This window comes from Corynebacterium sp. 21KM1197 (assembly GCF_033783015.1).
Classification (GTDB): Bacteria; Actinomycetota; Actinomycetes; order Mycobacteriales; family Mycobacteriaceae; genus Corynebacterium.
The window spans coordinates 1856908-1870099 of the sequence record NZ_CP123907.1 but is presented as its reverse complement, the minus strand read 5'-3'; the positions used below and the strand labels follow the sequence as shown (position 1 = coordinate 1870099).

The following is a 13192-nucleotide window of genomic DNA, read 5'->3' as shown; positions in this document are numbered from 1 at the left end:
AGTCGGACGTGATACCTCGGGGGTTCCACGCTTGCGCAAAGCCGTGACCTGTAGAGACACCCGTTATACCCCCGGTGAGAGTTCCCGGAATCGGAAAAAATCACACGCGCGTAGCGGGGCGGAGGTCGGGGTGGAGGTCACAGGGGCGAATCAAACCCCACGAAGCGGGTGGGCACCACCGGCTCATCGCGGGAGAGCGCCAGCCCCTCCCAGGGGAGGGTGACCAGTTGCTCCGCCAGGAACGTGCGCGAGTCCTCCAGGCTGGGCAGATCGGCCACCACCTCGCCGTCACGCATGAGCGGGGTGGTCAGGGCGCGGGAATGAACGTTGCCTAGATCGGGGTTGGGGGCATCAAAGGGCAGCACGATCTCCTCGATGGCGGTGCCGGTGGAGCGGTGCGTGCGCAGCGCGCGCTTGGTGCCTCCGGTCATGGCCTTACCGCGAGAGCGCTTGGCCACCGGGTGCCCCTCCACCTCCACGAGTTTGTAGACCATGCCCGGGGTGGGAGCACCGGAGCCGGTGACCACGGAGGTCCCCACGCCGAAGGAATTCACCGGATCGCCGCGCAGACCGGCGATGGTGAACTCATCGAGGTCGGAGGAGACCACGATCTTGGTGTTATAGGCCCCCAACTCGTCGAGTTGCTTGCGCACGCGGCGCGTCATCACACCCAGGTCGCCGGAATCAATGCGCACGGCTCCGAGTTCGGTGCCCGCCACCTCGATCGCGGTGCGCACCCCCTGGGTGATGTCGTAGGTATCCACTAGCAGCACGGTGTCCGTGCCCAGCGCCTCCACCTGGGCGCGGAAGGCGGCGGCCTCGTTGGGCTGGCCGTCGGCGTCGATGTGCAGCAGTGTCCAGGAGTGTGCGGAGGTGCCCGAGGCGGGGATACCGTAGCGCTGCGAGGCCTCAAGATTGGAGGTGGCGCTAAAGCCTCCCAGGTAGGCGGCGCGGGAGGCGGATACCGCCGCGTACTCGTGGGTGCGGCGCGAGCCCATCTCGATGATGGGGCGGCCATCGGCGGCGGTGACCATGCGGGCGGCGGCCGAGGCCACGGCGGAGTCCGCGTTCATGATGGAGAGGATGACCGTCTCTAAGATCACGCACTCGCCAAAGGTGCCGCGCAGCGTGAGAATGGGGGAATAGGGGAAGTAGAGTTCGCCCTCGCGGTAGCCATCGATGTGCCCGGAGAAGCGGAAATCGCGCAGATAATCCAGGGTGCGCTCGTCGAGGAAATCCAGGTGGGCTAGTTGATCCTCGGTGAAGATGAAGTCCGAAACCGCCTCAAGCACGCGCGCGGTACCCGCTACCACGCCGTATCGACGCTCGTTGGGGAGGCGTCGCGCAAAGACCTCAAAGGTACACTGGCGGTGCGCGGTGCCATCGAGCAGGGCTGCTTGCAGCATGGTCAGCTCGTACTTGTCCGTGAGCAGCGAGGTGGAGCGCTGTGGCGGGAGGGCGGAACCGGAGGTGCGAGATGTGTTCACCGCCACCATCTTAGTAGCACCTCGGGGGATTACCCCCGTCGCTGGCGCTGTGGGGCCGTGGCGGGCTGATGCGGGGCTGTGCTGGGTTGTGTCGGACTGTGCCGGACTATGCTGGGCTACACGCGACGGCGCGGGGCGGCGTCGAGAGGCATGGGGCGTACCGCCCGGAATAAGCGGGTGCGGCCTCGCATGGTGTGAGACGTGTGACTAGGCTGTGTGGCATGAATTGCCCCGTAGCCATGAGTTCCCCGATGGCCATGCCCGAGTTGGATGAAGAGGTCCAGGTGGATGTGGCCTCGGCGGAAAACCTGCCGTGGGTGTGCGTGGTCTGGGATGACCCCGTGAACCTGATGAATTATGTGGCCTATGTGTTCCAGACGGTGCTGGGATATGACCGCAAGCGCGCCACCGAGTTGATGATGCAGGTGCACACGGAGGGTAAGGCCGCCGTGTCCTCCGGCGAGCGCGACAAGGTGGAGGGCGACGTGAAGAAGCTCCAGGTGGCGGGCCTGTGGGCGACCATGCAGCAGGCCGGATAACCGCACCTATATATAAGGAGCAACAGGAACACTCATGCAGCAGTGGCGAAAAAAGAAAAGCCTCATGCGGGCACCCAAGTACGTGACGGTGCTCGATCCCATGGAGCGGGAGGTGCTGGGCAACCTGGCCTCGGCGGTTTCGGAGGCGCTGATTGAGCGCGTGCGCTCCGCCCCCAAGGATGAACTGGCGGAGATGACCGGACTCTCCACCGGACACAAGGACGCTCCGGAGGACCCCTCCCTGGCGCGCCTGCTGCCCGACTTCGAGCGCGAGGGCGACGAGGAGTTCGAGGGCGATAATTCCCTGCTGCGTTCTTTTCACGAGAATGACATCGTGCGCGCCAAGTTGGAGAACTTGCAGGTGATCGTGCAGGCCCTGGGCCCGGACGGCTCGGTGAACGTGACCCTGGAGGAAAACCAGGTGCATTCCTGGTTGTCGGCGGTCAATGACCTGCGCCTGTACGTGGCGGCGGGTGTTACCGGGGGTGCAGAGCACCACGACGGCATGTACGGCGAGGCACCGGGAATGGCACCGGAATCCGAGCGCCTCGTGGAGTGGTTGGCCTACCACCAGGACTCCCTGCTGGAAGCGATGATGGGAGAGCGATGAGCGGTTCCTTAACAGACATTCCCGGCCTGGCCGTGGGGCATCACAGCATGGAGAGCACGGGGGTGACCGTGATCCGCGTGACCGACGGCGACGGCGCCCTGGCCGCCGTGGACGTGCGCGGTGGCGGCCCCGGCACCCGGGAGACCGATTTGCTCGAACCTCATAACACCGTGGAGCGGGTGCACGCCATCACGCTCGCGGGTGGTTCCGCCTTTGGGCTGGCGGCCGCCGACGGCGTCATGCGCGGCCTGGCCCAGCAGAAGGTGGGCTTCCCGGTGACGCAGGGGATCCGTATTCCCATCGTTCCCGGCGCGGTGATCTTTGATCTCCTGGTGGGCAAGCAATCCCTCCCCGGTGCCGCGCAGGGCGTGGAGGCGCTGAAGGATTCCTACCGCGTGGGTCAGGAACCCCGGCGCGGCAGCGTGGGCGCGGGCTGCGGGGCTACCGCTGGTCGCCTGCGCGGCGGGGTGGGGCAGGCGGCGCTCAAGGTGGGCGATTATTGCGTGGCCGCCCTGGTGGTGGCCAACCCGATGGGGGAGGTGGTCAATCCCCAGGACGGCGTGTTCTGGGCCGATCCCTCCCACAAGGTGGACCCGGAGTCCTTTGGCAAGCTGAGCGCGACGGGGGCGAGCCTGAATACCACCATCGGCGTGATCGCCACGGACGCCCCGCTGACTAGCACCCAGGCCAAGCGCCTGGCCATGTCCGGGCACGATGGCCTCTCCCGCGCGGTGCGCCCGGCGCACCTGCCGATGGACGGCGATACCCTCTTTGCACTCTCTACCGCCTGGCAGCCGCTGGGTGTGGATACGCCGGTGCTGGCGCACCTGTGTTCGGGGGCCGCCGAGGTGGTATCCCGCGCCATCGTGGATGCGGTGGTCTCGGCCGCCGTCAGCGAGGACCTTGCGGTGACCTCCTACCAGGAGATCGCCTCATGACCCCCGGTGCTCGGCTGGCTTCCGGGCTGAGTTTCGCGGCGGCCTACGTGGTGGTGATCTGGGCCGTGCACATCATCAATGACACGATCTTTGGCGGTGCGTTGGTGGCCTTTGGCGTACACCCCCGCGACCCATCGAGCCTGTGGGGCGTTTTCACCGCGCCGCTGCTGCACGGGAGTTACGCCCACCTGATGTCTAATACCGTGCCGGGGGCGATCTTTAGCTTCCTCATCGGCGTGACCGGCCCGCGCACCTGGTGGGAGGTCACGGGAATCGTGCTGATCTTTGCCGGAATGGGCATGTGGCTCTTCGGCGGGGTGGGCACCACCCACGTGGGGGCCTCCGGCATGGTGTACGGCTGGCTCACCTACCTGGTGATTCGCGGCCTATTTAATCGCAGCCTGCGCCAGATTCTGCTGGGCCTGGTCTTGGGTTCGGCGTATTCCTACCTCATTTGGGGAGTGCTGCCCGCCGAGGGGGTGTCCTGGCAGGGGCACTTCTTCGGGGCGCTCGGTGGACTCGTGGCGGCGATGGTGATTACTTCCGACGACCCCCAGCCGCGCACCAAGCAGGTGGAGCCGCAGCCCCTCTGAGGCACCGGGGCGCGGGGCAGGATCTGACCGTGGGTGTCAGGCGAAGGGCTGCGAGGCGGCGTCGAGCTGTGTGACCTCGGAGGGGGAGAGCGGAGTGGTGGCCACCGCCATGAGGTCGGGGAGTTGCTCCGGCCGGGACACGGAGGCGATGGGCGCGGTGGCCCCCTTGGCGCGCAGCCAGGACAACGCGATGGTGGCGGGGGAGGCGTCGTGAAGCGAGGCCAGGCGATCGAGAGTGCTCAGCACGGCCTCGGTTTCCTCGGTCATCAGCGCGGCGGTGCTGTGCTCGCGCGCGGTGCCGGAGGTGTCCTCGCGGCGGCGGAACTTCCCGGTGAGCACGCCGGAGGCTAGGGAGTAATAGGGGAACACGGCGGTGCGATGTTCCTGGGCCAGCGGGCGCAGCGTGCGTTCGTAATCGCGGCGGTGCAGCAGGTTGTAGTGCGGTTGCAGGGCCACGGGCGCGGTCTCGGTGCCGCGCGAAAGGTCGAGGAAGGCGCGCATGCGCTGCGGCGAGTAATTGGAAAGCCCGATGTAGCGGGCGTGCCCGCGCTTGATGAGGTCGCAGCAGGCCTGAATCTGCTCCTCGATGGGGGTGGAATCATCATCAAAGTGCAGGTAGAGCAGGTCGATGGTGTCGATGCGCAGGCGATCCAGGCTGGCGCAGGTGGCGGCGAGAATATCCTCCGCTCCCACGGAGGCATGAGGTGCCAGGCGACCCACCTTGGTGGCAATCACCATGTCCTCGCGTTCCGACGCGCTCAGTGTGTGCAGCCAGGAGCCGATGATGGTCTCCGATTCCCCGCCCTTATTGCCGGGCACCCAGGCGGAATAGACATCGGCGGTGTCGATGAAATTGCCTCCGGCCTGGGCGTAGGCGCGCAGAATATCAAAGCTGGTGGCCTCATCGGCCGTCCAGCCAAAGGTATTTCCGCCCAGGTTGAGGGGGAATACGCGGAGGTCGGTGCCGGGGAGAGCAACGGTGGGCCTCATGGGGTGCCTTTCCGAGCGACGAATATGTCTCTTGAGCGATGGTAGGCGTTTCCCGCGCGGCGCGCTGAGTGTGGGGTGATAGGCATAGGCGGGGGCGTAGGATAGGCAACCGTGGATACGGATACCTCAATGAGCAGTGCCCCCATTGGCGTTTTTGATTCCGGCCTCGGTGGCCTCACCGTGGTGCGCACCATGATGGATCAGTTGCCCAATGAGTCGCTGATCTACATTGGGGACACCGCGCACGGCCCCTACGGCCCCCTGCCCATCGCGGAGGTGCGCAGCCACGCCACCCGCATTGCCGATGAACTGGTGGAGCGCGGCTGCAAGATGCTAGTGATCGCCTGCAACACCGCCTCCGCCTCCTTCCTCCACGACGCGCGGGAGCGTTACGACGTCCCGGTGATCGAGGTGATCCACCCCGCCGTGCGGCGCGCGATGGCCACCACCCGCAACGGACGCATCGGGGTGATCGGCACGCAGGGCACCATCAACTCCGGTGCGTATCAGGATCTCTTTTCCATCAATCCCGGCGTGCGGGTAACCGCCCAGGCCTGCCCGCAGTTTGTGCCCTTTGTGGAAAGAGGCGTGACCTCCGGGCCGGAGATCCTGGAGGTGGCGCGGGAATACCTGGCTCCGCTCCGGGAGCAGGAGGTGGATACCCTGGTGCTGGGCTGTACGCACTATCCGCTGCTTTCTGCGGTGATTCAGTTGGCGATCGGGGATAACGTGGCGTTGGTTTCCTCCGCCGAGGAGGCCACCAAGGACGTGCTCAAGGCGCTCTCCCAGCGGGATTTGCTTGCTAGCGCCCCCGGTGCCGCCTCCGGCGGTGATTCCGCGGCGACGCAGCCCGTGCGCCGCTTTGAAACCACCGGCGACCCCGCGCTTTTTGCTCAGTTGGCCAGCCGCTTCCTTGGTCCCGGCGTGGCCGACCTAGACGCCGGAACCACGCAGGCGAGCTGAAAGAAAGAGGGCGGTCAAGATCGCCTGCGGCAGAAGAATCACCGCGATCAAGGCCGCCACCGTGGCGGGAGCCAGGGTGCTTAAGACCGCTCCGTAGAGCGCCCCGCTGGCCATTTGCAGGAAAAAGAAGAAGCCGGTGCTAAGCCCTGGGTAGGTGAACGCCACCCCGAGCAGCCCAGCCTGGGCATAGGGGATCACCGCGCCCACCCCGATAAAGGCCACCGCCAGGCTCGCCACCAGGGCGAGCGGTTGAGCGAGCAGCCCCGCCCCGGCGCTGAGCAACAACCCGATTGCCCCGCAGGCCACGGCCCGGGTGACCGCCCGGCCCAGCGAGGAGGATCGCTTGACCATCATGCTCCCGCACAGATACCCCAGCGCGGGAATGGCCACCAGCGCCCCGTATGCCAGGGAAGATTGGCCGAGCATGGATTGCAGCAGGGTGCTAGAGGAATGAATGAAGCCAAAGTATGTCATCCACACTAGGCAAATGCAGCAGGCGTACCAGCGGAATTGTTTGTTGCCCAGCGCCTGCCCGAGAGCCCGGGCGTATTCCCCGGGGGTGGGGAACCGGGGGTGCATGGGCGCGGCGGGCGCCAGCAACAATTCCAGCAAGGGGATCAGCGCGACTGCGAAGATCGCGGTGAGGAGAAAGAGCACGCGCCAGGGCGCGACTTGGGAAAGTACCCCGCCGAGTAGGGGAGAGAGCGCCGGGGTGAGCGAGATCATCATGGACATGGAGGCCAGCACCCCCACGCGGGCCTCGGTGGGATAGTGGCGTTGCACGATAATCCGGCACAGCACCGTGGCTGAGGTGCCGCCGAGAGCCTGGAGAAAACGGCCCGCCCCCAGCACGGCGATGTGCGGGGCCACCGCGCAGATCAAACCGCCCAGGGCGAAGAGCGCCAGCCCGAGGGATTGCAGCCGACGCGCGTCAAAGCGATCCGCCAGCGTGCCAGCGAGGAACATGCTCAGCGCGTAACCCGCCATGTACAGGGTGAGCGTGAACTCCACCTGGTTCAATGTTGCGCCGAGGTCGGCGGCGATGGCGGAATTGGCCGGGTTGAGCAGGGAGAGCCCCAACTGCGGGGCCATGACGATGAGCAGCAGAATCCAGGTGCGCTGGCGCATGGCCCTCCTTTGTGGGTTTTCTTTCGATTTATAGAAAAGTCTACATGGTGGCGCTGTGTGGTGACGGACGCTGCCTTTCGGGTGTGGGGTGCGACGTGTGATCAAAAAAGAAATACGATCCCACATAAATGCAGTATTTCTCCAACATGAAACCATATAGTAGTATGGTAATTTGTTTGATTATGTTGGTTCACATTTCTCCGAGATTTATGGCGTGGGGGTGTGTGAGGGGGAATTTGCGCCATCTTATTTTGTTTTGGGTGGGTGGTATGTGCAGGTTGAGGTGAGATTTATGGTGGGATCCTTGCGGGCTTCTTCTTTGTGGGGTATGGTCGGGTTATGGCAAAAAGAGATGTAAGGTATTGGGTACTGCAATTGTGGTTGCCCTTTTGGGAAATTTCAATGTATCACTAGTGGCTAACGCCGCTTCCTCTGTGGAGACTATTTCTGCAGAAACTGTTCGGAATGTAGCTCCGGGTGAATCGATCCGTATTTCTGATGGTGAAGGGGGAACTGTTATTGAAGCGGACTATCCCTCACCGGCTCCTACTCTTTCTTTCTATTCGGCGGAAGATGAGGCGCCCGCTTCTACGTGTGTGACATGGAGGGATGAAAAGGGTTTCACTCAGGTGACTAACGAATGTAAGACAGACGTGAGGGTTCGAGTCACGTATAAGGGTGGGATCGTTAATGACGCAGGGTGTCATAGTATTGAAAAGGGAACGCGAAAAAATGTGGGTTTTGCTGGATATGGTCCTGCGCGCCGAACTGTAGATAAGGTGACCAAATGCTAAAGAGGGATCTCGGTATGAAAGTGAAGGGGTTGGCATCTAGTCTTGTCTGCTTTGGACTATTGGCTGGTGCCCCTGCTGCAATGGCGGAGGACGCGGCAGAAGAAGTGGTAGTGCCAGAGCCTGGAGTGTTGCGCGACTGCAGGGGAACCTCCTATGATTGTTGGGATAACTTTGATGAGGCTAAGGAATTTCTTGACGGAAAGTTTGAGCTCGAGGGTAATGTTTGGCAGGCTCCGAGTGAAGATGATATCTGGGATGCTTGGTGTGCGGCCAGTGCTTCCTCAGGGCAGCTAGAGAGCGATGGGGAAAACATTTTTCTGGTGGGGGACCAGTTAATCACTTTCCCGGAAGATGGAAATACTGCATATTTTCGTACGGAAAGTAAGTCCGGAGGAATGACTATCGATGTTGTAAAGATTATTAAAAATAAAAAGGATATCTATAAGGTTCATTTGAAAGTATGAGTCAAGATTCTAATGCTCTTTCGGATTTGATTGAAGAGAGGGTAAAGGGTACCGGGGAATGGGTTAGTTTTCATGAGGTAATGATTTTTCTTGGCTGTCATAGTAACTCTCCCACTCTAGGGGAGTTGGAGGGGGCAGTGCGGCAAGTTCTCTCCACTGGCAGGTTGAGGTTGCAAACAATGAAACCGACATTTCCCTATGATTGGTATCCGCTGGACACTCCTCCGGAGGAGATCGCCCGCGATATATTGGAAGCGAATGATGGAAATGTGGTGTTGAATATGTTTTCTTGCGTCGTGGATACTATTCCCGGGGTGAGTGCATAATGGAGTTATGAAAAACCGGGTGCCCTGAACCTGTGTTCAGGGCACCCGGTTTGTGCTTGGAGGATAAGCGTGCTCTGTGTAGAGAATTGCGCTGCTAGTGATCCACCGGGGCCTCCACGCCCACGCCGGTGAGCGAGCGCACCTCCATCTCCGCTTGGAGATGATCGAGGTTATCCGGGCGACCCACGTAGGTGCCGATGATCGCGGCCAGGAATCCCAGCGGAATGGAGATGAGGCCGGGGTTATTCAGCGGGAAGAACGCGAAGTCCGCGCCAGGGATCACCGAGGTGGGCGAGCCCGAGACCGCCGGGGAGAAGATGATGAACACCAGGGAGGCGATCAGGCCGGTGTACATGGAGGCCACCGCGCCGGTGGTGTTAAAGCGCTTCCAGTACAGGGAGAACAAGATGGTGGGCACGTTGGCCGAGGCCGCGATGCAGAAGGCCAGGGAAACCAGGAAGGCGACGTTTTGATCCATGGCGGCGATTCCCAGAACGGTAGAGACGATACCGATGACGATCACGGTGATACGGGAGACCTTCACCTGCTCCTCCGGGGTGGACTTGCCATCGCGCAGCACGGCGTCATAAATATCGTGCGCGATGGAGGCGGAGGCGGTGATGGCCAGGCCCGCCACCACGGCCAGCACCGTGGCAAAGGCTACCGCGGAGATCAGGGCCATGAAGATCGGCCCGGCCAGGGCTAGGGCCAGCAGGGGCGCTGCGGCGTTGGCCCCGCCGGGGGCGTCCTTAATGGCGTCCGGGCCCACCAGCGCGGCGGCGGCGTAACCCAGGAATAGGGTGAGCAGGTAGAACCCGCCGATGAGCACGATGGCCCAGGTCACGGACTTGCGGGCTTCGCGGGCGGTGGGCACAGTGTAAAAGCGCATGAGCACGTGCGGTAGGCCCGCCACGCCGAGCACCAGGGCCAGGCCCAGGGAGATGAAGTCCAGCTTGGAGGTATTGGAGGCGCCGTACTTCATGCCTGGCTCCAGGATCGCGGTGTTGCCGCCGTGCTTGTCCACGGCCATCTGCAAGAGTTCGGAGAAGTTGCCCCGGACGATTACGAGGATGATGCCCGTCATCACGATCACGCCGCCGCATAGCAGCACGGCCTTAATCATCTGCACATACGTGGTGCCCTTCATGCCGCCGATGAGTACGTAGGCCGTCATGATTACACCCACCACGGCGATCACCAGGGCCTGGGCGGACTTCTCGTGAATATCCAGCAGCACGGAGACCAGCGCGCCCGCGCCCGCCATCTGGGCGATGAGATAGAAGAGGGAGACAAAGAGCGTGGCCATCGCGGCGGCGATGCGCACCGGGCGTTGCTTGAGGCGGAAGGAAAGGACGTCCGCCATCGTGAACTTGCCGGTGTTGCGCAGCGGCTCGGCCACCAGCAGCAGGGCTACCAGCCAGGCCACGAAGAACCCGATGGAGTACAGGAATCCGTCGTACCCGGTCAGGGCGATGGCTCCGACGATACCCAGGAAGGACGCAGCGGAGAGGTAATCGCCGGCGATGGCCAGGCCGTTTTGCCTACCGGAGAAGCTGGCCCCGCCGGTGTAGAAGTCCGTGGCCTTGGTGGTGGTGCGGCCCACGCGCATGACGATGGTCATGGTGGCAACGATGAAGGCAACGAACACGCCGATATTGAGCAGGGGATTGCCGGTATCACCCTGGGCGAGAACGTAGGTGTGGTTCATGGAAAACTCCTTGAAGCGGGAAACGTTTTATGCAGCCTGCGGGTTTTCGAGGCTTTCGCGCAGGGCGGAGGAGCGCGGCTCGATGTGTTGGTCCGCGTAGCGCACGTAGGCCCAGGTGATGAGGAACGTGGTGACAAATTGCAGCAGTCCCAGCACGATGCCCAGGTTGATATTGCCCACCACGGGGGTGGCGTAGAGGCCGGGGGCGTACATGGCCAGGACGATGTAGAGCGCGAACCACACCAGGCCCGCGATGGTGATGGGGAAGGTGAAAGAACGAATCTTGGAGTGCAGTTCCTGGAACTCCGGGCTCTGTTGGGCCCGGCGGAACTCCTCGCTCGTGGGGGTGTGGGGCGCGGCCCCGGAGGTGGCGTTGGTCATGCGCAGCCTGCCTATCCGTAGTCCGTGATAAGTGAGTTGCCTCACTGATTTGATGAGATTGTCGGATAGTGTACATAAAGGTTGCGTTCTACCGAAAAACAGCGGGAAATAATTTTCCCCCAGCCAACTATATGGCCGGGGGAGTTGCTGTGACCAGCGTTGATGTTCTCGGTGTGGGGGTAAGCGATGGGGGTATGCGGTAGTTTTACTCCGCTGCGCCCTGCCCTATGCTCGGCTCAGTGCCGCGCGCCAGGTGACCTTTTGACCATTGCGTAGAATGGAGCGGCGATAGATTCGGGCGGTGAGCGCCAGCGCCGCCAACACGGCGAGGGCAAATATCCCATAACTCAGCTCCAGGTGTAGGGCGCTCATCTCCCCGGCGGCGTACTGAGTGGGAGCCACCGTGAGGGAGAAGGGCGGGATCCAGGCGAGCACGTGCATGACGGTGGAGCCCGTGGCGCTCATTCCGAAGGAGGCCGCGTAGATGGTGGCCACGATCAACAACATGATGGGTGCCTGGGTGGAGGCCAGGTCCTCGCTGCGGCTGACCATCGAACCCGCCGCCGCCCACAGTGTGCCGAAGAACAACATGCCTAGGACGAATACCACCAAGAAAAGGGGCAGCAGGGAGAAATCAAAGTTGATACTCTCCGCCAGGCCGGTGACGTTGAGGGCCACCACGCCCACGGTGCTGACGATCAGGGTATTGATGAACCCGATGGCGAGATTGCCCAGAATCTTGCCCGCCAGGAAGTCCAGGGGCCGGGTGCTAGCCAGGATCAACTCGATCACGCGCGAGGACTTTTCCTCCGTGACGCGCCCGCCGATATTTGCGGCAAAAAGGAGGACGAAGTACATCACCACCATTAATCCGATCACAATGGAGAATACGGCCCCAAAGTCCGCCTCCTCCCCGATATTGGTATGGGTGATATTCACGGGAGCGGCGGCCTGCGCGTAATCGGTGGTGTTAATTCCCAGGGAATCAAGGGCACGCTGGTGTGTCCAGGCCTGCGCGGCCGTCTCGGTGGCGGCGGCGAGGGTGGAATCGGGGGTGCCGTCGGCAAGCAATTCCCAACCTTGCGGAGAGACGATGAGGGCGGCGTCGGCAGTATCTTCTACCTGCTGGCGCGCGGACTGTGCCTCGGCGGTGGATACCTCGATGCCGGGGGCGCCGGAGAGTTTCTGGAACTCGGCGGCCTCCATGCCCGCTACCACCAGGTGCGGTTGATCGGAATCGCGGTTTTGCAGCCAACTGATCACGCCGCAGGCGGCGACGATGACCACCACGATGGTGGCGAGGGAAAACTTAATGGCCTTATTGCGCGAGGCAATGCGCACCTCCTGGGCGGCCACGGTACCAATGGCGTTCACGCGGGAATAACTCATGCTTGCACAACCTCCTGAAACAGGTCGGTGAGATCGGGAACGTGCGGGGTGAAGGAATAAACGGGCCCGGCGGCCAGCGCGGCGCGGAGCACCTGTTGCTCATCGGCTGCCTCGGGGAGTTCCACGATGATGGCTTCCGACGTCTCCTCGATCACCGTGGCCTCCGGCGGGCACCAGCCGCGCGCCGGGGTGTGCACCTCGTAGCGGCGGGGGCCGCGCTGGCGCAGTTCGGCCACGGTGCCCTCGGCGCGCATGGAGCCACCGGCGATAATGCCTACGCGATCACACAGCCGCTGCACCAGGTCGAGCTGATGGGAGGAGAAGAGCACCGGCACCCCGGCGGCGGCTTTTTCCAGGAGCAGGGTGCTCATCACGGATACGGCCACGGGATCGAGCCCGGAAAAGGGCTCATCGAGAATGAGCACGCTGGGGTCATGGATCAGGGAGGCGGCCAACTGCACGCGCTGTTGATTACCCAGGGAAAGGTCGTTGAGCGGGTCCTTGGCGCGCTCGGCCAGCCCCAGTTGCTCCAGGAGGTCGTGTGCGCTGCGGGTGGCGGCGACCTTGGTCATGCCGTGCAGGCGCCCCAGGAAGATCAGTTGGCCCGCGATGGGCTCCTTGTTATAGAGGCCGCGCTCCTCCGGCATGTAGCCGATGCGGCGGCGCAGATCGTCGTTGAGCGGGGTATCGCCCAGCAACACCTCGCCGGAATCGGCGGCCAGCACGCCCAGAGCGATGCGCATGGTGGTGGACTTGCCCGCGCCGTTGGAGCCGACGAAGCCATAGACCTCGCCCTCGTGCACGGAAAAGGTCATGTCGGTGAGCACGCGGTGATCGCCATAGGATTTATTGAGGCCGCGTATGTGGAGATCAGGCATGGTT

15 protein-coding genes are annotated in these 13192 nt (G+C 63.0%); 8 read left to right on the top strand and 7 right to left on the bottom strand.

All coding sequences use genetic code 11. The annotated features are described in order from the left end of the window. Nucleotides 1–137: 137 nt before the first annotated feature. On the bottom strand, nucleotides 138–1496 hold the full coding sequence (locus tag OLW90_RS09120; RefSeq protein ID WP_413464467.1) for a nicotinate phosphoribosyltransferase: 1359 nt from the start codon (nucleotides 1494–1496) through the stop codon (nucleotides 138–140). Nucleotides 1497–1726: 230 nt separating this feature from the next. On the opposite strand from OLW90_RS09120, the gene clpS reads away from it, so the two are divergent. The 4 genes from clpS to OLW90_RS09100 are packed head-to-tail and all read left to right on the top strand — an operon-like array spanning nucleotide 1727 to nucleotide 4167. Next, nucleotides 1727–2026 (top strand): ATP-dependent Clp protease adapter ClpS, encoded by a 300-nt coding sequence (gene clpS / locus OLW90_RS09115; protein WP_082422080.1) that lies wholly within the window; start codon nucleotides 1727–1729, stop codon nucleotides 2024–2026. A 34-nt stretch (nucleotides 2027–2060) separates the two neighbouring features. Next, nucleotides 2061–2636, top strand: a complete 576-nt coding sequence (locus OLW90_RS09110) for a DUF2017 domain-containing protein (protein ID WP_319649783.1) — start codon at nucleotides 2061–2063, stop codon at nucleotides 2634–2636. Continuing rightward, the gene (locus OLW90_RS09105) at nucleotides 2633–3574 is read left to right on the top strand and encodes a P1 family peptidase (protein ID WP_319649782.1); all 942 of its coding nucleotides are present in this window, start codon (nucleotides 2633–2635) and stop codon (nucleotides 3572–3574) included. Before OLW90_RS09110 ends, OLW90_RS09105 begins: the two co-directional genes overlap by 4 nt. Continuing rightward, a complete protein-coding gene (locus OLW90_RS09100; protein WP_319649781.1) occupies nucleotides 3571–4167 on the top strand; it encodes a rhomboid family intramembrane serine protease in 597 nt (198 codons plus the stop codon). Before OLW90_RS09105 ends, OLW90_RS09100 begins: the two co-directional genes overlap by 4 nt. A 36-nt stretch (nucleotides 4168–4203) precedes the next feature. On the opposite strand, the gene OLW90_RS09095 is transcribed toward OLW90_RS09100, so the two are convergent. Further along, nucleotides 4204–5157, bottom strand: coding sequence for an aldo/keto reductase (locus tag OLW90_RS09095; protein WP_319649780.1), 954 nt, complete (start codon nucleotides 5155–5157; stop codon nucleotides 4204–4206). A gap of 129 nt (nucleotides 5158–5286) precedes the next feature. Here OLW90_RS09095 and murI point away from each other — a divergent pair, with 129 nt between their 5' ends. Continuing rightward, on the top strand, nucleotides 5287–6120 hold the full coding sequence (gene murI / locus OLW90_RS09090; protein ID WP_319651869.1) for a glutamate racemase: 834 nt from the start codon (nucleotides 5287–5289) through the stop codon (nucleotides 6118–6120). On the opposite strand, the gene OLW90_RS09085 is transcribed toward murI, so the two are convergent. Beyond that, nucleotides 6091–7248 (bottom strand): MFS transporter, encoded by a 1158-nt coding sequence (locus tag OLW90_RS09085; protein WP_319649778.1) that lies wholly within the window; start codon nucleotides 7246–7248, stop codon nucleotides 6091–6093. The two genes, murI and OLW90_RS09085, sit on opposite strands and share 30 nt — an antisense overlap. A 377-nt stretch (nucleotides 7249–7625) precedes the next feature. Here OLW90_RS09085 and OLW90_RS11655 point away from each other — a divergent pair, with 377 nt between their 5' ends. Genes OLW90_RS11655 through OLW90_RS09075 form a run of 3 tightly spaced genes read left to right on the top strand, consistent with a single transcriptional unit; the run spans nucleotide 7626 to nucleotide 8832 of the window. Further along, a complete protein-coding gene (locus tag OLW90_RS11655; RefSeq protein WP_413464510.1) occupies nucleotides 7626–8042 on the top strand; it encodes a hypothetical protein in 417 nt (138 codons plus the stop codon). Next, nucleotides 8036–8506 (top strand): hypothetical protein, encoded by a 471-nt coding sequence (locus tag OLW90_RS09080; RefSeq protein WP_319649777.1) that lies wholly within the window; start codon nucleotides 8036–8038, stop codon nucleotides 8504–8506. The genes OLW90_RS11655 and OLW90_RS09080 overlap by 7 nt, the downstream gene beginning before the upstream one ends. Further along, the gene (locus OLW90_RS09075) at nucleotides 8503–8832 is read left to right on the top strand and encodes a hypothetical protein (protein ID WP_319649776.1); all 330 of its coding nucleotides are present in this window, start codon (nucleotides 8503–8505) and stop codon (nucleotides 8830–8832) included. Before OLW90_RS09080 ends, OLW90_RS09075 begins: the two co-directional genes overlap by 4 nt. A gap of 94 nt (nucleotides 8833–8926) precedes the next feature. Here OLW90_RS09075 and OLW90_RS09070 read toward each other — a convergent pair whose 3' ends face one another. The 4 genes from OLW90_RS09070 to OLW90_RS09055 all read right to left on the bottom strand — a co-directional run bounded on the left by OLW90_RS09070 (nucleotide 8927) and on the right by OLW90_RS09055 (nucleotide 13188). Next, a complete protein-coding gene (locus OLW90_RS09070; protein ID WP_319649774.1) occupies nucleotides 8927–10540 on the bottom strand; it encodes a cation acetate symporter in 1614 nt (537 codons plus the stop codon). A gap of 27 nt (nucleotides 10541–10567) precedes the next feature. Continuing rightward, nucleotides 10568–10921 carry a DUF485 domain-containing protein gene (locus OLW90_RS09065; RefSeq protein WP_319651868.1) on the bottom strand — a complete coding sequence of 118 codons (354 nt, stop codon included), beginning with the start codon at nucleotides 10919–10921 and terminating at the stop codon, nucleotides 10568–10570. Between the two features lie 225 nt (nucleotides 10922–11146). Next, nucleotides 11147–12310, bottom strand: a complete 1164-nt coding sequence (locus tag OLW90_RS09060; protein ID WP_319649773.1) for an ABC transporter permease — start codon at nucleotides 12308–12310, stop codon at nucleotides 11147–11149. Next, nucleotides 12307–13188: an ATP-binding cassette domain-containing protein gene (locus OLW90_RS09055; RefSeq protein ID WP_319649772.1), complete on the bottom strand. Its 882-nt coding sequence runs from the start codon at nucleotides 13186–13188 to the stop codon at nucleotides 12307–12309. The genes OLW90_RS09060 and OLW90_RS09055 overlap by 4 nt, the downstream gene beginning before the upstream one ends. Nucleotides 13189–13192: the final 4 nt, after the last annotated feature.

Bases quoted from the DNA above. Each gene is read 5' to 3' on its own strand.
- OLW90_RS09120 (WP_413464467.1), bottom strand. From the start codon at position 1,496: ATGGTGGCGGTGAACACATCTCGCACCTCCGGTTCCGCCCTCCCGCCA.
- OLW90_RS09070 (WP_319649774.1), bottom strand. From the start codon at position 10,540: ATGAACCACACCTACGTTCTCGCCCAGGGTGATACCGGCAATCCCCTG.
- OLW90_RS09075 (WP_319649776.1), top strand. From the start codon at position 8,503: ATGAGTCAAGATTCTAATGCTCTTTCGGATTTGATTGAAGAGAGGGTA.
- murI (WP_319651869.1), top strand. From the start codon at position 5,287: ATGAGCAGTGCCCCCATTGGCGTTTTTGATTCCGGCCTCGGTGGCCTC.
- clpS (WP_082422080.1), top strand. From the start codon at position 1,727: ATGAGTTCCCCGATGGCCATGCCCGAGTTGGATGAAGAGGTCCAGGTG.
- OLW90_RS09060 (WP_319649773.1), bottom strand. From the start codon at position 12,310: ATGAGTTATTCCCGCGTGAACGCCATTGGTACCGTGGCCGCCCAGGAG.
- OLW90_RS09055 (WP_319649772.1), bottom strand. From the start codon at position 13,188: ATGCCTGATCTCCACATACGCGGCCTCAATAAATCCTATGGCGATCAC.
- OLW90_RS09085 (WP_319649778.1), bottom strand. From the start codon at position 7,248: ATGCGCCAGCGCACCTGGATTCTGCTGCTCATCGTCATGGCCCCGCAG.
- OLW90_RS09080 (WP_319649777.1), top strand. From the start codon at position 8,036: ATGCTAAAGAGGGATCTCGGTATGAAAGTGAAGGGGTTGGCATCTAGT.
- OLW90_RS09095 (WP_319649780.1), bottom strand. From the start codon at position 5,157: ATGAGGCCCACCGTTGCTCTCCCCGGCACCGACCTCCGCGTATTCCCC.
- OLW90_RS09110 (WP_319649783.1), top strand. From the start codon at position 2,061: ATGCAGCAGTGGCGAAAAAAGAAAAGCCTCATGCGGGCACCCAAGTAC.
- OLW90_RS09100 (WP_319649781.1), top strand. From the start codon at position 3,571: ATGACCCCCGGTGCTCGGCTGGCTTCCGGGCTGAGTTTCGCGGCGGCC.
- OLW90_RS09065 (WP_319651868.1), bottom strand. From the start codon at position 10,921: ATGACCAACGCCACCTCCGGGGCCGCGCCCCACACCCCCACGAGCGAG.
- OLW90_RS09105 (WP_319649782.1), top strand. From the start codon at position 2,633: ATGAGCGGTTCCTTAACAGACATTCCCGGCCTGGCCGTGGGGCATCAC.